The sequence below is a fragment of the Aquimarina latercula DSM 2041 genome, assembly GCF_000430645.1.
In the GTDB taxonomy this organism is placed as follows: domain Bacteria; phylum Bacteroidota; class Bacteroidia; order Flavobacteriales; family Flavobacteriaceae; genus Aquimarina; species Aquimarina latercula.
Genome location: NZ_AUMK01000003.1, coordinates 550398 through 567441, shown reverse-complemented (window position 1 = coordinate 567441; position 17044 = coordinate 550398). Strand labels below are relative to the sequence as shown.

Sequence of the window (17044 nt, the reverse complement as noted above, 5' to 3'; positions counted from 1 at the left end):
TGTTAAAGTACTAATTAATCGTGTTTTAGTTATGCGTTATTTTTGCAGTATTATACTTACGGTTTAACCATAATTTGTAAAATTTAACATTTCAAATGTTAAAATCCATAACTCCTTGTTGTATGGCTTATTCGAAAGGATTATAGTTAACTAGAGTAGTTTTAGTGTTAACAATTTAATTTTGTTAAAATGTAAGTTAATGTATTATACTGTAAATAGTTAATATGTATACATGGGGGAAAATACCCCCTTATTTAAGTGATATTATTCTCTATCTTTGAATTGATCGATTATCACACTCATTCTCACACAAGTAATAATAACGATTACAAGCAATAATTACTTACGCTCGTAATAACTTAATTAAAGGCTTATTTAATTAAAAAGATTAGACTCATTTTAATTTATTAAATAACAGTAAGAATAGACTTACTAATATAGTTAAGATATAGCATCAACAATCAAAAAAAAGACAACAAGCCATGAAATTATTAAAACTACTATTTGTGTTATCGATTTTTGTTTCCTGTGCCGCAGAAGATGATTCTGATTCGTACGCGATTGAACAAATATTTTCGGATAACTTAGAGAAAACTATAAAGGTCGATATTATATATGTTCAGCCATCAGGTGTGTCTGGAAAATCTTCTTACAATTTAAATGAGAATGATTTTATAACAAATTTAAATGGTAGTTTCTTTCATAGATATGGAATCGGATTAGAAAAAGGCGATGTAAAAACATTAAATAGTGATGAGTTATATGATTTAAAAGATAATAGAGGACGAGAATCTAGTGTTTTTTTACAAGAAACTCAGGATTATTACCGCGAGGACAGAATAAACATTTTTGTAATGAAAAGATCAAATACAATTGCTATTGCTGGGATAGGTAAAGATAAAAGAGCTTTAATTACTGATGAATTTTTGTTCACATCCACGGCTCCTCACGAAATAGGACATGCTTTAGGTCTTCATCATTACCCAGAAGAAGGGAATATTATGAGTCAGATACGACCTTACCTTAGAACTGATTTTACAAGTGTACAAATAGATAGGCTTAAAAAGACATTAGAGAAAATAGAAGAAGAAAAATAAAACAATTTCAGGCCCCAATCAATAGCCCCAATTTATTCGAACATCCCCTTTTAGTATGTGTGCATTATCGCTCTTTAGGTACTATTTTTAAAGAGTGTTTGTACAATGTTTAGTCAAACAGATTGTATTATTTTAATTTAATCTGTTTGATTTTTTATAAGAAAAATCTGTGTTTTACCCTTAGAGCAGTTATTATTCTGCATTAATTTAATTCTAAAAAACATCCATAAAATGGATGTTTTTTATTGTTATGCTTGTTGCTACTCTTTTTATTTAATTCGTACTTGATGCATTGAGAAATAATATAACTTTATACGAAGATGATAGGGTTATTTAACATGAGGGATAGTTACTTTTGGCGATATTTTAGTACTTAGTCTTTTTGTATCAATTCTATGATAGCAGGTATAAAGAAGAATAATTAATTTTTCACACGCACAGCTTCAAAAGTTTTGAATAAAATACCTTTATAGGCTCTTATATAGCATTTATCTTGGTTATCTGAATCAATCCACACTTTTACTGTATATGTTTTTCCGCTATCAGCATTATAAATTGTTCCACCATCTAACTCTCCGTCTTTAAAACTTAAGTTATTAAGTATGTCCATTCCTAATAAAGGGCGTTGTCTTAATTTTTGGTCAGGATTTTTATTGTCTAGACCATTAAAATTAGAAATGGGATTCTCGGCACGTCTATTTATTTTGCCAAAAAAAAGATCTTTATTTTGGTAAATTTCAATAATTGAACCTCCTTCTATTTGCCATTTGCCTATATATGTTTCAGGGGAAATAGAAGAATTATGTAATAAAAAAGAAATTAAAATAATGAAGGTTAATCTCATTAAAAAGTATGTTGTATAAGTTGTTTGTTTTGGAAATATAGGTATAAAGTTTGAGTTTAATTTCTATTTATCCAATTAACTACATACTAAAGGATAATTTTTTGAAAAGATTTGTAGGCTAATAATGAATACACAAGCATTATAAAACCCTTATATATAAACAAATAGGATATAATATATGTAGAAGAGTTGTTTAATATTTTCTGTCTATAATATCTTTTATATCTACTTCCATATAATCTGCAATTTTTTGGAGTCTTTCGAAATCTTTAGCTAAGTTTTTACGCTTTACTACATAATCTCCTGCTTGCGGACTTACTCCCAAAGTTTTAGAAATACCGTATACCGTTTTGGCTCCTTTACTTTTTTTCAGAAGCTTTTTCAAATTCTTATTTACCATAATTCAAACATACATGTATTTTTTTAATATTCAAATAAAATTTTATTAAAAATTAATTTGATTAATCAAATTATGTATGTATATTCGTCAAAACCAAAAATCATCAACTATGAAACTCTTACTTATTACTGCTTTACTTTGTGTATCTATAGGTTATGCGACAACCGAACCAGTAAACGAAAAGGAAAAAACTAAAAAAGAGAAGAAGAGTGCTAAAGAGAATAATTCTTTAATCTCTAAAAATTTTCATTCTGTAAAAAGATGGAAAATCACAATAGAATACACCAATGGTGAACAAATTTCTAAAACAATTACTTTGAATGAAAGATCTACAGTTAGTCCTTTAGAAAGTGCTTTTGTAGAAGCAGAAAAATATATGAAGACACTTAAAAATGTAAAAAGTTATAATGTATCGCCAGTGTCAGGTAATTCGTTTGTCTTACTTGCAGGCAATTAAAAATCCTAAATTCGTCTCAAAACTACTATTGAGAACATAAATCCTACTTAGTTATAAAAAAGACAGTATTTTACTGTCTTTTTTTATTTTAATTCAAATTCTAGTGTATACGTTTTATATGGATGGTTATTTTTTGAAGTTTTTTGTATTTCATTATCAAATACGCGATTTAGATTATTACCAGCTAAATCTTCTATACTAGGTCCAAAAATTATAGTATAGTTCCCTTTTTTCCAGTTTCTTTTTGGTATAAATGAAACTACTGTTTCATCCTTCTTTAGCTCCCAGATACCATCTATAAGTTGTCCTGCACTATCTAGTATTTTTATATTACCAATACTACTACCATAGTCTATTGGTTCTTCACAATTTATTAGTAGATTAGATACAGAATGAATGTTAGGGATTTTAATTTCCCAATTATTTATGTTTGGTTTCTTTCTATCTGCAACGGTAGTAGTAAACTCTTTAGAGAAGTTTTTTACCATATTTACGCCGTTATGATCTTTAATTTCTTCCGAAATCACCAATCTATATTTTTTTTGAGGGATGAACACAGACCCTAACTGTTTATTTGGAATTAGATTTCGTTTTTGTCTTCCTGGTTCTATCCAAATGGTCAATAAAGTTCCATCCTTGGAGATTAAAGCGTTTTGCAGAGGTAATATTGTTCGATCTATAGGTTTATTAGAGTCATCTACAAATTGAATATATTTATAAATATTATTTTCATTAATTGGTCTAGAAAACTTAACATACCATTTTAAAATATTGGTTGGTACACTTGAAGTACTAGGATACACTTTTAATATTTTTAATGATTCGTAACCTTCAGGAACTGGCAAGGAAAAATAGTTGATGGTATGATTGTATACTACGGTATACTTTTGATTCCACCCAAATGGGACTGCGGGTGTAAAGCTTAATGTATTCTGATTTTCCTGAATTTTTCCTAGAATCCTGGTAGAAACAGCTATTCTATCTTCAGGAATTTCTCCTTTAAAAACAAATACATCCTGAGCTACGGATATGTTCTTGGGTATAATAACTTCATTTTTATTAAAAATGTAATTTTCAGATGTTTGACCTAACGATAAGTTAGTAACAACTAATGCTAAAATTCCAAAATAATATCGTTTCACAATAAAAAGTCAATAGTTCAGGTTTATAATGGGACAGATTACTTTACCCACCAGCTATTACCTGTTTTAAGAGCTAGATTTCCGTTAGATTCTCTTTGGATAATTACAAAACCATTACTACCGATTTTATCTAACTGTTGTACATTAACATATGGAAGATTTACATAATCAACACCTTCGGCAGCTCCTTTTTCTACTACAGGTTTAGTTAACTCACCTTGATATGCTTCTAAATCTTTAAAATCAATTTTCATTAATGCTCTATTACTATTAGAAATTAATAAATACCGATTTCCTTCATTTTCAATTTCTATCATATCAATAGGAGAATTGCCACTTCCAAGTTCAGCCACTGTTCTTCCTTTTTGATGTTCTCCTGATTTCATTTTATTCATTGGAAAAATAACTAATGGAGTACAAGTATAACCAGCCAAAACTTGTAATTCTCCATTGATTTTTGTTGGAATAAATGTTTTAATAGGTGCATGTGTTTCATACTTACCATGCGCAGCGTGGTAAATTTCTAAAGAACTATAATTTTGTGTCTCTGAAAACGGAAAATCAATAGCTCTAAATGTAGAGGCAAATTCTTTGTTACTTAGTCCAGATAATAATAATTTTCCATTTGTATATTTAATATCCGCAACGGCCCATTTTCTTAATTTTCTTCCTCTTCGGTCTTCTGCTTCTTTAGATATAGGATCTAATAATGTAGTTTTAGTGTAAGACACATTGTCAAGAGGTACTTGCTTTAGGACATTGTCCTCAACTCTTAATAATATGGGTATTCCAGAGCTATGATTAATAGAAAGATAAATATTATTGTTATTTGGGTTAACTACCATATCCGTAATTTGAACTTGATCAATAGTGGTTCCCATCATATCAGCAACCAATTTATCTAGATTGTCTAATTTAACTTTCGAGTTATCCAATTTAGGGTGTTCACTAAAATCTATAGCTACAACTTGTGCAGCATTACTATCCCCAATAAATAAAATACCTTCTGGTCCAAAAGTCATCTTATGTATTGAAACAATACCTGGATTTCCGGTTGTAAAATCCTTTTTTAATTTAGAATTAGCCTGAGCTTGACCAAAGAAAAATGATAAGATAAGTGTAACAGTTAGAGTGATAAGTGTTTTCATGATGAGTGATATATGAATAAATCCTTGATCACAAAATAATAAAAATGAAACATGTTTAGAGTTAAATAAATGCCAATACTGATTGTCTAGGATAAAACAAAAGAATTATTTTAAAATTAAAATAACTGATTTTTAACAAGTTCATAATAACTAGAACTTACAGGTATCCTAATATCAGTAAGAAAAAGATCTTTTCCTTTTAGTGCAGTAACATAGTTCTTATTAATAATAAATGATCGATGAACTCGCATAAATATTTCTGGTAATGTCTCTTCTAGAGATTTTAGCGTTTGATGACTCATTATTTTTTTATTAGTAGTATGAAAAACAACATATTCACTATCACTCTCGATGTACTGTACATCACTGTATTTAATTTTATGTAGATCATACCCAGATTTTACCGTAATTTTTCCTTCGACATTGCTGGTTTTAGGATCCTTTTTTATCTTTTGTATAGCAGCTAAAAATCGATCAAAGGTGATTGGTTTTAATAAATAATCTAGTGCATTTAATTCGAACCCTTCCAACGCATATTCAGAATAAGCAGTAGTGAAAATTATTTGAGTTGTAGTAGGGATTATTTTTGCTAAATCAGTTCCCTTTAATTCAGGCATTTGTATGTCTAAAAATATGACATCAATAGGCTCATTTTTTAGAATATTTATTGCTTCGAGTGGGTTTTCAAGTGTAGCAATTATTTCTATATAATCCAATCGATCTATATAGGTTTTTAAGAGTGTTCTGGCTAGCTCTTCGTCATCAATTATTAAACACCTAAGCATTATCGTCTAATTTTATATTTAGTTTTACTTTAAAAATATTATTGTCATTGGTAATTAATAAATTGTGCTTTTCGTGATACAATATATCTAATCGTTTTTTAACATTTTCTAATCCAATTCCTCCAATTTTATCTTTCATTATTTTTTCTTTAGGAATACTATTAATTATTTCAAAATTGATATTAGATGTGTTTGATGTTATATCAATCTCTATAAAGGATAGTGGTTTTTCAATATTACTATGTTTAAATGCGTTTTCTATAAATGGTATAAAGAGCATAGGAGCAATAGAAACAGTATTATCATCTATATTAAACTTTGTTGTAATTTCATAAGGTTTACTATTTTTTAAAGAAAATAATTTGATATAATTTTTAATATAAGTTATTTCTTTTTGGATAGAAACATAAGGGCGATCACATTCATAAAGTACGTATCTAAGCATTTCGGATAAGTAACTGATACTTTGTTGTGTTTTATCAGAATCTATTACTGAAAGTGCATAAATATTGTTTAGAGAATTGAATAAAAAATGTGGGTTAATTTGTGATTTTAATAATTTTAGTTCTGTTTGAAGGTTTTCGTTTTTACTTCTAATTATTTCTTCTTCCTTTTTTTGTGCGAACAAAAAAGTTTCTATAAACGTAGCGATCAAATATGCAATCATCAAATTAGAAAAATGAACCATTAAAATAGATGGAGGTTTTATTCTTCTTGGAGGTCTTTTAAACGGCGGATTAGCTATTCTGGGGTTATTACGAGGAGAAAGCAGTCTAGCGGATAAATTAGAAGATATCGTAGATGATGACAATGCTGACACACAAATTATACTGAGAGAAATTAAAAAGAAGAATAAGTATTTCTTTTTAAATAAAAAATGCTTCGCAACATAAAAAATTAATAAACCAATAAGTCCAATTTGGAAAGCGAAAAGAATGGAGTTTTCGATAAGAAATTTTTCATTATTTTTTTGTCCAAATGATAAGAAAAACCAAATAATTCCCCATAAAACTACTTGAAAAAGAAACCTTTTGTAATTATTCATAGTACAAATTAAATGAAAATATAATAGTTGAGTTTCAAAATGGATGATTAAGAGTTATATCTTTTAGTTCGTTCGCAGAATAGAAGCAGCTATTCACCTAAAAGCACATATAGTCGACAGAAAACTCCTCTATTGCATTATACTTTTGACGAAATTTATAGTCTATACAAGAAACATAAACATAAAAAAAATGAAAAGTAACTTGTTGAATTTAGGATTAGTAATGACACTTTCTTTATTACTGTTTTCATGTAAAACAAATGCACAATCAAAAGATGAAAAGAAGAGAGGAAAAGAAAGACCTACTGTTGAAGAGATTTTTGAAATGATGGATAAGAATGAAGATGGAAAACTAGCAAAGGATGAAGTTAAAGGACCTTTAGAAAGAGATTTTGCGAAAATTGATTTAGATGAAGATGGGTTTATTACGAAAGAAGAATTAAAAAAAGCTCCTAAACCTGAAAGAAAAGGACCGCCGAAAAGAGAGCTATAATTTATGACTAAAAAGAATTAACTAAATCTAAGTAATGATGAATATAAAACTTATATCTAAAAAGATTATGCCTGTAGCATTATTAATTTGTGTTGTCTGCATTGTTTTTATAGCTTGTAGTGGTGATGATAATGGAACATCTACAACGGATGATGATGGTACTGTTGCCGAATTACACGCTGCTTTTGCAGAATTCGATACTGATGAGACAGATATTTATTTAGATGGATCTAATGTAGTTATTGAAACTACAGGAAGACCTAATCATACAACCTCTTATTGGGGTGAGGGTAATGCATTATATATTGAGGAGCCTGATGTTGCGTCAACACCAAGTATAATACCTAATTTTGATGCTTCTGCCACTTTAGTAGTTTCTGCTAATCCACAATTAGCGAATAACACAACAGCAACATCGTTGGGAACAATTGGAATAGCTGTGAGTGGGGCAGCGCTTTTTAATGATCAAGAAGGAAATGGTGCCCTAGATCAGGCAGCAGGATCTTTGGATTATACGGGCGGACATATAGGACCTGGAGTATATCATTATCATTTAGAACCTAGAGCATGGTCTAATGATGATGAAAATTTGATCGGGATTATATCGGATGGATTTTTTATCTATGGTAGAAAGTGTAATTCTACAGGTACGTATCCTACAGATTTAGATGCTTCTGGAGGTCATACTCATATTACACAGCATTCGGAAGAAGCTGAATATCATTATCATGTTATTAATGAATTATATTCTAATACAGGTAGTTATATAGTTTTTGCTGGACCATTTAATGGAACTCCCAATGCGGTTAATTAAATGTTTTTTTATAAGTAGTTTTTTTTCTATCTGTTTTATGGCTTGTAAAACAGATAGGAAAAATCATATTGTTGATACGGATAAAAAAATAATTAATAATATTTTGGTGCCAAAGGACTTGTTGATTTTAAATGCAATTGAAGGAAAATGGTACTATGAGCAAAAACCTTTTTCCGGTTATGCTGTAAAGTTTCATTCTAATAAAATGCTTGAAGAAAAAGTGGGTTATTATAAAGGTAAAAAAGAAGGTTTAGCTCAAAAATGGTTTTCTGATGGTTTGTTACAAAAAGAATCATTTTATATAGCCAATCACCTTGATGGAGTTGTGAAAATTTGGTGGTCAAATGGCAATATAGCTTCAGAAGCTAATTATATAAAAGGAACTCGGAACGGAGTTCAGAAAAAATGGTTTACAAATGGTCAATTGGCTAAACAAACTAATTTGATTAATGGAAAAGAAAATGGGATGCAACAAGCTTGGTTAGAGAATGGAAAGCTATATGTTAACTACGAAGCTAAAAACGGACGTGTTTTTGGCTTAAAAAGAGCTAATTTATGTTATGAATTGGAAAATGAAATTGTACAGTTTAAAAAGTTATAGTGTTATTTTATGTTGTTTGTTTTTTAGTTGTAAACAAAAAGAAAATACTAGTAGAGTAGAAGTGTTACCATATTATCAGGATGCAAGTTTTACACCGCATTGGTTAACTCCTTATGCTAAAGAGCTTAATAGTTTTCATAAAATTCCTGATTTCTCTTTGGTGAATCAACAAGGAGAGATTGTAACTAGTGAAACCTTTGATGATAAAATATATGTAACTGATTTTTTCTTTACCACATGTCCTGGAATCTGTCCAAAAATGACTTCCAATATGTTGTTGCTACAAGAAGAGTTTAAAGATGATGAGGATGTTTTATTATTATCACATTCTGTAACTCCAGAACGAGATTCGATACCGATATTACAAGAATATGCAGAACTAAAGGGTGTTCTGAATTCTAAATGGCATTTAGTGACTGGAGATCGTGATATAATTTATGATCTAGGACGTAATTTTTATTTCGTTGAGGAGGATTTGGGAGAAACAAAAACGAAAGAGGATTTTCTTCATACCGAAAATTTTGTTTTGGTGGATAAGAAGAAGCATATACGAGGTATTTATAATGGTTTAAATAGGGCATCGATTGGTCAGCTTATTATTGACATAAATACTTTAAAATCAGAAAAAAAATTTTAAACTTTTTTACCCCAAGACCAATGATATAGAAACAAAAGAGTTAGTTGCTTTTGTATTTATAGATAGATTTTGTGTTTGAATCTGAATCCCTGTAGTCTCTATGATTGCAGGGGTTGTTTTTTTAAAATATTATTTTTGATGAAATCAATAATATAAATCTGAACTAGCATTATAAAAAAGGCTGAGTTTTAAAACAACTCAGCCTTTCTAATCACCAATTATCTAATATTAACTATCGCTCATAGCAATTTTTTCCCCCTTGCTTCGGTTAACCCAATAGTTTAATTAAATAATCGGTTTATCATTTTTTTTGGTGGTATGATAATTTCTTGGTTTACACTATCAAACCAATATAAATAGCTATTAATAGTCGCACACAGTTCATTATTAGCATTAAAAAAACGATTTCTAATGGTTAATTTTTGACTGTCATTATCAATACAAATAAGTTCCAGATTTATAAAAAAATCTTGCATAAACATTAAATGTTTTCTTTGGCTTAGGGATTCTATAGATTCCTGTACATTAAGTTTTGTTTTGTTTCTTTTTTTGTCGGTATACCCTTTGTCAAATAATAAAGCAAGTAATACAGATGATGTATATTCTATGTATGCAGAGTTTTGCATTACCATATAATCATCAACATCCTCTCCTTTAACTTTAAAATTTCTTCTAAACATTTTGTTTTATTTGATATTATATTCCAGAATTCTTCATTTTGTTAAGTTTTCGTTTTTTCTTGTTTCCTATCTGAAAAGCTCTAGATATATTGAAACCAAGATGTATATCTCCTTCAAAGAAATTATCTGTAGATTCTGTGATGAAGCTTTTTTCTATCATAGTAATAGAGTTGGATAGAATTATTTGAAATACGTGTCCTCCTGTTTCTATATCTACCCCAAACGCTAAAGAGTTTGTTGCGTCTATAGACTCTAACGGATTAGCAGTATAAAAGTATTCTCCGTTTATAGATATTCTTTTAGTTAGCTTTAATCTACTAGCTATACCAACAGCAAAAATATCGTGTGGATCATCATTAATTTTCACAGAATTTCTATGAATATAGGTTGGGGTAATTTGTAATGAAAATGCAGGACTAAATTTTCTGGCAATTAGTATTTGTGAAACATAGGATAATTTTTGACTAAAAGTAGGCTCATTTTCTGGATCAAAATCCTTTAATGTTCTATAAGCAATGCTTGAGAAAAGTGATGCTGTAAATGGGAATGATCCTTTACCAGTACTTTGCTTTAAGAATTTGTATTTAATAAAGCCATCATATGTTTTGTCAAAACTACTTCGACCTACTCCTAACATTATATTATCAGACAATCCATATTCAAAAGCAAAACGGATATTAGATTGATCCAATCCATATAATTCATCAATTCCAAGATTAACTCGTCCAAAACGGTGTGATATTACAAATTCTAATGTTCCTTTATTTCTATTCTCTACGGAGTGCCCATTTAGAACCCTAGTTCCTTTAAAGGTAGAAGTAGTATAGTTTTTTGTTTGTGGAGTCTCATCTTCTAAAATATCCAGTAGATCTTGTGCATATGAACTAGAACTCATAGCCCAAAGTGCAAAAACAATTAAAAAATTCTTCATATTATTTTTTATAAGGTTTGTGATCTAATTCAAATGTTATTTTTATACTTTCTGCTATATTATTAGTTACTACGGATGGTATTTCGATTTCGAAATCAGCCACCTTTATTGGGAAGTTTCCTTTTAAGAATATATTTTCTTTGTTTTTGCTAATTATACCTTTAGTTTCAATTTTTTTTGTTACTCCATGGATAGTAATATCACCAACAATTGATACAGTTTGTTCATTTTTATTTAGTGTATTAAAATCCAAAATTTGGCCTTTAAATATTGCCTTAGGATATTTGTCAGACTCTACATAGTTTTCATTAAAATGTTCTTGCATCAACGATTTTTCGAACATAAATGATTTCATCAAAATAGATATTGCTATTGTACCTGTTGATGTGTCTATAATACTTAATACCTGATTGTTTTCTGCTTTTATATCTTCTATTGGTGTGGCAGAAAAGAAAGAAGTATATCCTTGTTTTGTTAAAAATTTCCCCTGTCCAAAGGAGACAGTGGAAAGTAATATTGTGAATAATGATATATATAGAGATTTCATTTCTTTTTAAGTTTATGGTTTATTCAATAATCACGCATTTAACCAATACTACATCCATTAAGTATCCTGTGCAGATGCCTTTAATATTGATATGCTGACCTATGTTTAGATTGTTTGTTTTTAAGCTTTCTTCGGAAGTGATGTAACAGGTTACATTGCCTATAGTATTCTCATTACCTAATGTAATGATGCTATTTCCGTTTTTTCCAGAAGTTATTTCTGTAATAGAACCTTGAACTTGAATAATTTGTTCTAAGTATTTAGCATTTGCTTCATTTTCATTGTTAGAAAAGCTATCTATTAATTCATTAGATTCTATCGATATATTTGGTACAGATTCTGATATATTGACGAAAGGTTTATTATATATTTTATTATAAATAAATATCCCTGTTAGAATCAGTAGTAACATGGATATGCTAAGTATGCTTTTTGTTTTACTATTCATAATATTAGGTTTAATTATTTAGAGCTCCATTTTCTATCCAACAACGGATCAATTCTATCTGATCATTGCTTAAAGAACCTCCTAATGGCATTGTCCTATTTACTACTTGTGTTCTAACTCGTTCTGAGTTGTTACTTATGTTTTCATAAGTTCTTAAATCGGGAGCTTGGTTTCCTCCATGACACCTAACGCAGTTATTTTCAATAATTGATTTAATATCAGTTGAAAAAGATATAGCCGGATCGCATAATTCTTCTGAGATAATACCAGATTCTTCTTCTACATTTCTTTCGCAAGAAAGAAAGGTGATACTTAATGTAATTATTAGTATTTTTTTGATTTTTAACAGATCATTCATTTTTTTAAAAATTTAAAATAAGAGGAAGAAAGCAAGAAGTCTTATCTTCCTCTTATAACCAACTAACTACTTAAATATTTATATGACGACATTAAGATTAAATTTTTATAATGCTGTGGTATCTGTACTAACTACTGGCCATATACCTGGAGATGGAACGCTAATCCCGTAGTTATCTCCTCTTTCAATGTCTTGTCCGAAATAGTAAAGTGGTCTTCCTTTATAGGTTAGTTGTGATCTGCCAAATACATCGATAGTACCAAAGTCATTAGCATCTAAAATACTTGGAAGTTTGTCGATATCTATATGAAAAATTGGCCAAATTGGATCATTAGAAAAATCCTGTGCTGTATAATTGTTATCGTCTTTAGTGTCATTAACAAAAGCATAGATTGTTCTACCAGTGCTACTAGTCATGTAAAATGTAAGCTCGTCTCCAGCAACATATTCACTTGTGAAATTTTGATCATTTCCGTCACTATCTCTACCAATCAATTGAGCTTCTGCATACATTAAAGAGTAATCAGGTTTTGCGATATACCAATTGTTACCCACTTTATCTCCGTTAGTATCACCGGCTGCGTTATCATTAAAGAAATAATATAAAGGCCATCCTTTATAAGTGTTTTGTTTATCACCATCCGTTCTTGTGATTACTCCAAAATCAGCAGCATCCAAGCCATCATCTAATGTTAAATCTGCTTGATAAAATATTGGCCAAGCTGTTTTACAGTCGTTATTGCATTCTGATTGCGTTTTAGTATCTCTAGAAAAGAAATAAAGAGACATTCCGTTTGCATCCGTAAGGATATTTCCGAATTCAGGATCTGCAACCAATCTTACAGCGTTTGCATCAGGAGTGGGATCTGGTTCGATAATTGTATCATTGTCATCACTACTACAACTTGTTAATAATGATATGAAAGCGAATAATAAGAAAATTGAATTTTTCATTTTTAGATTATTTATGATTTATGATGCAAATAACCGGCAATGAAGGAGGTAGAATCAAACAAATATATGTGAGAAGGAAAAAGTAGCGTTAAAAAGGAAAAAAAAGACTTGAAATATTCAAGCCTTTTTTTTCTATATGTTTATTTAAACTTATATCATTAGTAGTGGTAGCTAGATCCTAAACAATGAAAAAAATGATCTTATAATCATACTATGTTTACCTGTTGTCTACCTAAATTACACTGAAACACAATAGACCTTAATCGGTAAAAAACAAGTTAAAGTTAGGCGATAGGTAGTATTGGAAAAAGAAGAAATTGTTTATTTAGTTTTTAAGAAATATCGCTTAGATATTTAACCATTGTCTAAATTCAGCAGCCTTATTCTTGCTAATAATTATTTCCACATCTGCATCTTTTATCAAAATTTTAAGCTGACTGTTTCCGTATTTTATAATTTTTGCAATTGCGGTAATACTTATAATAAATTGACGATTTGCTCTAAAGAACAATGAGGTATCCAGATTCATTAGCATATCATCTAAACTATCATTACTTGTAGATTTTTTACCGTTAAAACACACAATATATGTTATTGTGTTTTCTGTATAAATGTAAGATATGTTATTTATCGGAACAGGGATCAGCTCATTTCTGATGTAAGTAAGAATTCTCTTTTTACTTGATTCTTTTGTAATCTCTGTATTGGACTCTATGTTCGAGTCTAAAGATTCTTCCTCTGTATTTTCGACTACTTTTTGTTGATAAGCAATAAGATCGGTGTTTAACTTCGACAGATTCAGTAATTCACTTTCTAGGTCTGTGTTTTTCTGCTCTAATTGTTTTTCATAATAACTTCCGATTATTCGAACGGCCATAAAAGAAGATAAAATAATTAATCCTCCCATTAACGCAAAAATTGTATAAAAACTTGTTTTCAATTTTCTAATTTGACCACTAACCTTGTTTAAATTAACGTGTGCTGCAACAATAAGATCAGAATCTTTTACTGGCGCTATATATACAATTTCTGAGATTCTATCGATAGAGGGCAAGCTGTCAGTTTCTTTTCTTTGATTAAGTAATAGATCATAAAGTTTATCAGAACTATCTTCTTCACTTAGCGATTTAATAAGAGATTGATCAGAGTTTACTTTCTGACCAACTTTGGTTCTGTCCGGATGACATACTTCTTTTCCTGACCAATCAAATACAGAAATAAAAGAAGCTTCGTTATGTGTATTTGCAATTGTATTTTGAATATTTTTGATTACAATTTGTTTATCAATACCTCCCGATATTTGATAATGTGATAATCTAGAAATCTCGTTAGCTTCTCTTTTGCTGGATTCTAACTGGATTTCGATGAGCTGATTAGCACTTACTTTAATGAAGTATTTTACACCAAATGATGCGATAATTAGAAATATAACTGATATAGAAATAAAAGTCAAAAAATATAATCGATCTTTTCTCATTGATTAATATCTACTTAAGATAATTAAAAGCTACAAAATGCTTAGAATTTTTTAAAAACGAAAATAACATACTTTCTTACTATCGTATTTAAAAACAACGAACAATAATAATTCATTTCAATCTCTTTTTTTCCTTTTTAATACATATTTTTCATCTTTATCATTATTTTTTTTCTGGAGTATATTAATTCTTCTTTATTTGCACTCGTAATTAACTCTAATAATAAATAAATGAAAACCAGCTTTTAATTAATGAACAGAAAAAATAAAATAACGATATTTCTTCTTAGTCTTCTATTAATAGCAGGGGCATACTTTTATATTGAGTACTATAATACATCACATATTGATATCAATAATGCATCTACAGAAATAAGTACGGATTCCCAAAAATTAACGGCATCGTTTATAAATAATGAAAATGACGCTAATTTAATTTATAAGAATAAAATTGTAGAAGTAGTTGGAGTTGTAAAAGAAGTTACTTTTTTAAATAATAGGAATACTATTATTTTAGAAGGTGAGAATAAAAATTCTAGTGTTTTATGTGATATGCAGTCTGATCAATTGGGGATAGTAAAAAGTCTTAAAAAAGGTCAAAAAATAGAATTAAAAGGGGTTTGTAAAGGCTTTCTAAAAGATGTTATTTTATTAAATTGTATGCTTATTAACCAATAAACCAATGAATAAAGTTATTGTTTTACTTTTTCTTGTTACCAACATTGGATCTTCTGATATTAAATCAGATCAGATTATCACACGGCAGGGGCAAGTTTCATTTTTCTCATACACTTCTGTAGAAAATATAGAGGCTAAAAATAATCAAGTTTTAAGTATTATAGACCTTTCAAAAAATGAAATCGCGATTAGTATGCTTATGAATGCATTTGTATTTAAAAAGTCATTAATGCACGAACATTTTAATGAAAGTTATATTGAATCGGACTTATACCCTAAAGCTACTTTTAAAGGACAAATATTGGATTTCGATCCACTATTAGAAGGTGTTCAGACCAAATTTGTAAAAGGAACACTTACGATACGGGATATAGCTAAAGAAGTTGAGATTAAAACCAGTATTGAAAATATCGATGGAAAACATGTCATAACAGGAGATTTTGAAGTAGTTGTGAAGGATTTTGAAATTAAAATTCCACCTATTCTTAGACCTAATATCGCAGAAGTTATATCAATTAAATTTAGATTTGAATATCAACCATATGAGAAATAATAAGTTTTTTCTTTTATTCATAGTTATGCTAATTGGATTTGGTATTTCTATAAACGCTCAGGATTTATTGGAAACTTTAGAAAAAGAATATCCAGATATTCCTCAGTATGAAATTGCTACTTTTAAATCGACAAGAATTGCGATAGGCCATTCTATAGAGAATAGGAAAGAAGGTGTATTGCAAGTTATGGCAATGAATAGGTATTGGAATATACCTAATTATCAAGGGCAGAGTTTTATAGCTGATAAATGGAGTGCAAGAATTGCTCTAGAATATGGGATTTCTAATAGATTGAGTACAGGAATAGGTTGGACCACTTTAGAAGATGTGTATGATGGTTTTTTGAAATATAATTTATTACGTCAACGTAAAAAATCTAAAAACTCATTTGTTAGTGTTACTCTTTTTCAAAATGCCTCATATAGAAGTGAGAGTGAGGGTAGGTCTGCAATTTATGGTGGTTTCGAGGATACATCTTTTAGAGATCGTTTAGCTTTTACTACTCAAGTGTTAATAGCTCGTAAATTTACTCCTCAATTTTCTGCACAGATTTCTCCAACATTTATTCATAGAGGTTCTTCTTTATCAGATGAAGATCCTAATAATCATTTCGCTATTGGTATTGGAGGGCGATATAAAGTAGGTGGTCATGTATCTATTGTATCCGAGTATTATTATGTTGCAAATCCTATAAAATCTGTAGACACTTATGGAGCCTTTGCGCTAGGAGTAAACTGGGAATTAAGTGATTTAATGCTACAATTTCACATGACTAATGCTTGGAGTACTGTAGAAGATGTATTTATAACACAGACGCCTAATAATTTTAATTTACAGGATGGTAATTTTACTTTTGGTTTTACGGCGACTTTTGCACTGCATCTAAAGCAAAAACAACCTTAACATTATAATACATAAAAAAAGAGACTCAACACAATTTGTTAAGCCTCTTTT

22 protein-coding genes are annotated in these 17044 nt (G+C 29.3%); 9 read left to right on the top strand and 13 right to left on the bottom strand.

Going from position 1 to position 17044, the window contains the following annotated elements; all coding sequences use genetic code 11:
- Nucleotides 1–482 precede the first annotated feature (482 nt).
- Nucleotides 483–1097 carry a matrixin family metalloprotease gene (locus tag H526_RS0102715; protein ID WP_027391570.1) on the top strand — a complete coding sequence of 205 codons (615 nt, stop codon included), beginning with the start codon at nucleotides 483–485 and terminating at the stop codon, nucleotides 1095–1097.
- 421 nt (nucleotides 1098–1518) lie between these two features.
- Here the strand turns inward: H526_RS0102715 and H526_RS28130 are convergent, their stop codons facing one another.
- Both H526_RS28130 and H526_RS0102705 read right to left on the bottom strand, forming a co-directional pair.
- On the bottom strand, nucleotides 1519–1941 hold the full coding sequence (locus H526_RS28130; RefSeq protein WP_051335940.1) for a DUF2147 domain-containing protein: 423 nt from the start codon (nucleotides 1939–1941) through the stop codon (nucleotides 1519–1521).
- A gap of 193 nt (nucleotides 1942–2134) precedes the next feature.
- Nucleotides 2135–2326 (bottom strand): hypothetical protein, encoded by a 192-nt coding sequence (locus H526_RS0102705; RefSeq protein ID WP_147404321.1) that lies wholly within the window; start codon nucleotides 2324–2326, stop codon nucleotides 2135–2137.
- 124 nt (nucleotides 2327–2450) lie between these two features.
- On the opposite strand from H526_RS0102705, the gene H526_RS0102700 reads away from it, so the two are divergent.
- Nucleotides 2451–2798, top strand: coding sequence for a hypothetical protein (locus H526_RS0102700; RefSeq protein ID WP_035084176.1), 348 nt, complete (start codon nucleotides 2451–2453; stop codon nucleotides 2796–2798).
- Nucleotides 2799–2881: 83 nt separating this feature from the next.
- Here H526_RS0102700 and H526_RS0102695 read toward each other — a convergent pair whose 3' ends face one another.
- The 4 genes from H526_RS0102695 to H526_RS0102680 form a co-directional block, all read right to left on the bottom strand.
- On the bottom strand, nucleotides 2882–3940 hold the full coding sequence (locus H526_RS0102695) for an Ig-like domain-containing domain (protein ID WP_027391567.1): 1059 nt from the start codon (nucleotides 3938–3940) through the stop codon (nucleotides 2882–2884).
- Between the two features lie 38 nt (nucleotides 3941–3978).
- Nucleotides 3979–5088, bottom strand: coding sequence for a hypothetical protein (locus H526_RS0102690; protein ID WP_027391566.1), 1110 nt, complete (start codon nucleotides 5086–5088; stop codon nucleotides 3979–3981).
- 116 nt (nucleotides 5089–5204) lie between these two features.
- Nucleotides 5205–5873, bottom strand: coding sequence for a LytR/AlgR family response regulator transcription factor (locus H526_RS0102685; RefSeq protein WP_051335939.1), 669 nt, complete (start codon nucleotides 5871–5873; stop codon nucleotides 5205–5207).
- On the bottom strand, nucleotides 5866–6918 hold the full coding sequence (locus H526_RS0102680; RefSeq protein ID WP_027391564.1) for a sensor histidine kinase: 1053 nt from the start codon (nucleotides 6916–6918) through the stop codon (nucleotides 5866–5868). Before H526_RS0102680 ends, H526_RS0102685 begins: the two co-directional genes overlap by 8 nt.
- A 190-nt stretch (nucleotides 6919–7108) precedes the next feature.
- On the opposite strand from H526_RS0102680, the gene H526_RS0102675 reads away from it, so the two are divergent.
- Genes H526_RS0102675 through H526_RS0102660 form a run of 4 tightly spaced genes read left to right on the top strand, consistent with a single transcriptional unit; the run spans nucleotide 7109 to nucleotide 9463 of the window.
- A complete protein-coding gene (locus H526_RS0102675) occupies nucleotides 7109–7411 on the top strand; it encodes an EF-hand domain-containing protein (RefSeq protein WP_027391563.1) in 303 nt (100 codons plus the stop codon).
- A gap of 37 nt (nucleotides 7412–7448) precedes the next feature.
- On the top strand, nucleotides 7449–8225 hold the full coding sequence (locus tag H526_RS0102670) for a YHYH protein (RefSeq protein WP_081415532.1): 777 nt from the start codon (nucleotides 7449–7451) through the stop codon (nucleotides 8223–8225).
- Nucleotides 8226–8262: 37 nt separating this feature from the next.
- Nucleotides 8263–8826 (top strand): toxin-antitoxin system YwqK family antitoxin, encoded by a 564-nt coding sequence (locus H526_RS0102665; protein ID WP_051335938.1) that lies wholly within the window; start codon nucleotides 8263–8265, stop codon nucleotides 8824–8826.
- A complete protein-coding gene (locus H526_RS0102660) occupies nucleotides 8798–9463 on the top strand; it encodes an SCO family protein (RefSeq protein ID WP_027391560.1) in 666 nt (221 codons plus the stop codon). Before H526_RS0102665 ends, H526_RS0102660 begins: the two co-directional genes overlap by 29 nt.
- 281 nt (nucleotides 9464–9744) lie before the next feature.
- On the opposite strand, the gene H526_RS0102655 is transcribed toward H526_RS0102660, so the two are convergent.
- From H526_RS0102655 to H526_RS0102625, 7 genes are all read right to left on the bottom strand, one after another.
- Nucleotides 9745–10143, bottom strand: coding sequence for an acyl-CoA thioesterase family protein (locus tag H526_RS0102655; protein ID WP_027391559.1), 399 nt, complete (start codon nucleotides 10141–10143; stop codon nucleotides 9745–9747).
- A 16-nt stretch (nucleotides 10144–10159) separates the two neighbouring features.
- Nucleotides 10160–11074, bottom strand: a complete 915-nt coding sequence (locus H526_RS28125) for a DUF5777 family beta-barrel protein (protein ID WP_035084173.1) — start codon at nucleotides 11072–11074, stop codon at nucleotides 10160–10162.
- Between the two features lies 1 nt (nucleotide 11075).
- Nucleotides 11076–11621, bottom strand: coding sequence for a YceI family protein (locus tag H526_RS0102645; protein WP_027391558.1), 546 nt, complete (start codon nucleotides 11619–11621; stop codon nucleotides 11076–11078).
- Between the two features lie 19 nt (nucleotides 11622–11640).
- Nucleotides 11641–12069, bottom strand: coding sequence for an OB-fold protein (locus H526_RS0102640; protein ID WP_027391557.1), 429 nt, complete (start codon nucleotides 12067–12069; stop codon nucleotides 11641–11643).
- A 10-nt stretch (nucleotides 12070–12079) separates the two neighbouring features.
- On the bottom strand, nucleotides 12080–12427 hold the full coding sequence (locus H526_RS0102635) for a cytochrome c (RefSeq protein ID WP_027391556.1): 348 nt from the start codon (nucleotides 12425–12427) through the stop codon (nucleotides 12080–12082).
- A gap of 105 nt (nucleotides 12428–12532) precedes the next feature.
- Nucleotides 12533–13381 (bottom strand): hypothetical protein, encoded by an 849-nt coding sequence (locus H526_RS0102630; protein ID WP_027391555.1) that lies wholly within the window; start codon nucleotides 13379–13381, stop codon nucleotides 12533–12535.
- Between the two features lie 346 nt (nucleotides 13382–13727).
- Complete coding sequence (locus H526_RS0102625) at nucleotides 13728–14858, bottom strand: LytTR family DNA-binding domain-containing protein (protein WP_027391554.1); 1131 nt, start codon at nucleotides 14856–14858, stop codon at nucleotides 13728–13730.
- A gap of 252 nt (nucleotides 14859–15110) precedes the next feature.
- Between H526_RS0102625 and H526_RS0102620 the strand changes: the two genes are divergently transcribed.
- Genes H526_RS0102620 through H526_RS0102610 form a run of 3 tightly spaced genes read left to right on the top strand, consistent with a single transcriptional unit; the run spans nucleotide 15111 to nucleotide 16993 of the window.
- Complete coding sequence (locus H526_RS0102620) at nucleotides 15111–15536, top strand: OB-fold protein (RefSeq protein ID WP_027391553.1); 426 nt, start codon at nucleotides 15111–15113, stop codon at nucleotides 15534–15536.
- Nucleotides 15537–15540: 4 nt separating this feature from the next.
- Complete coding sequence (locus tag H526_RS0102615; RefSeq protein ID WP_027391552.1) at nucleotides 15541–16089, top strand: YceI family protein; 549 nt, start codon at nucleotides 15541–15543, stop codon at nucleotides 16087–16089.
- Entirely contained in the window at nucleotides 16079–16993 is a 915-nt protein-coding gene (locus H526_RS0102610) for a DUF5777 family beta-barrel protein (RefSeq protein WP_027391551.1), read from the top strand. Before H526_RS0102615 ends, H526_RS0102610 begins: the two co-directional genes overlap by 11 nt.
- Nucleotides 16994–17044 lie beyond the last annotated feature (51 nt).

Coding starts and splice junctions, on each gene's coding strand:
- H526_RS0102630 (WP_027391555.1), bottom strand. CDS start 13,381: ATGAAAAATTCAATTTTCTTATTATTCGCTTTCATATCATTATTAACA.
- H526_RS0102715 (WP_027391570.1), top strand. CDS start 483: ATGAAATTATTAAAACTACTATTTGTGTTATCGATTTTTGTTTCCTGT.
- H526_RS28130 (WP_051335940.1), bottom strand. CDS start 1,941: ATGAGATTAACCTTCATTATTTTAATTTCTTTTTTATTACATAATTCT.
- H526_RS0102675 (WP_027391563.1), top strand. CDS start 7,109: ATGAAAAGTAACTTGTTGAATTTAGGATTAGTAATGACACTTTCTTTA.
- H526_RS0102685 (WP_051335939.1), bottom strand. CDS start 5,873: ATGCTTAGGTGTTTAATAATTGATGACGAAGAGCTAGCCAGAACACTC.
- H526_RS0102700 (WP_035084176.1), top strand. CDS start 2,451: ATGAAACTCTTACTTATTACTGCTTTACTTTGTGTATCTATAGGTTAT.
- H526_RS0102670 (WP_081415532.1), top strand. CDS start 7,449: ATGAATATAAAACTTATATCTAAAAAGATTATGCCTGTAGCATTATTA.
- H526_RS0102635 (WP_027391556.1), bottom strand. CDS start 12,427: ATGAATGATCTGTTAAAAATCAAAAAAATACTAATAATTACATTAAGT.
- H526_RS0102640 (WP_027391557.1), bottom strand. CDS start 12,069: ATGAATAGTAAAACAAAAAGCATACTTAGCATATCCATGTTACTACTG.
- H526_RS0102615 (WP_027391552.1), top strand. CDS start 15,541: ATGAATAAAGTTATTGTTTTACTTTTTCTTGTTACCAACATTGGATCT.
- H526_RS0102680 (WP_027391564.1), bottom strand. CDS start 6,918: ATGAATAATTACAAAAGGTTTCTTTTTCAAGTAGTTTTATGGGGAATT.
- H526_RS0102645 (WP_027391558.1), bottom strand. CDS start 11,621: ATGAAATCTCTATATATATCATTATTCACAATATTACTTTCCACTGTC.
- H526_RS28125 (WP_035084173.1), bottom strand. CDS start 11,074: ATGAAGAATTTTTTAATTGTTTTTGCACTTTGGGCTATGAGTTCTAGT.
- H526_RS0102660 (WP_027391560.1), top strand. CDS start 8,798: ATGAAATTGTACAGTTTAAAAAGTTATAGTGTTATTTTATGTTGTTTG.
- H526_RS0102625 (WP_027391554.1), bottom strand. CDS start 14,858: ATGAGAAAAGATCGATTATATTTTTTGACTTTTATTTCTATATCAGTT.
- H526_RS0102690 (WP_027391566.1), bottom strand. CDS start 5,088: ATGAAAACACTTATCACTCTAACTGTTACACTTATCTTATCATTTTTC.
- H526_RS0102620 (WP_027391553.1), top strand. CDS start 15,111: ATGAACAGAAAAAATAAAATAACGATATTTCTTCTTAGTCTTCTATTA.
- H526_RS0102655 (WP_027391559.1), bottom strand. CDS start 10,143: ATGTTTAGAAGAAATTTTAAAGTTAAAGGAGAGGATGTTGATGATTAT.
- H526_RS0102610 (WP_027391551.1), top strand. CDS start 16,079: ATGAGAAATAATAAGTTTTTTCTTTTATTCATAGTTATGCTAATTGGA.
- H526_RS0102665 (WP_051335938.1), top strand. CDS start 8,263: ATGGCTTGTAAAACAGATAGGAAAAATCATATTGTTGATACGGATAAA.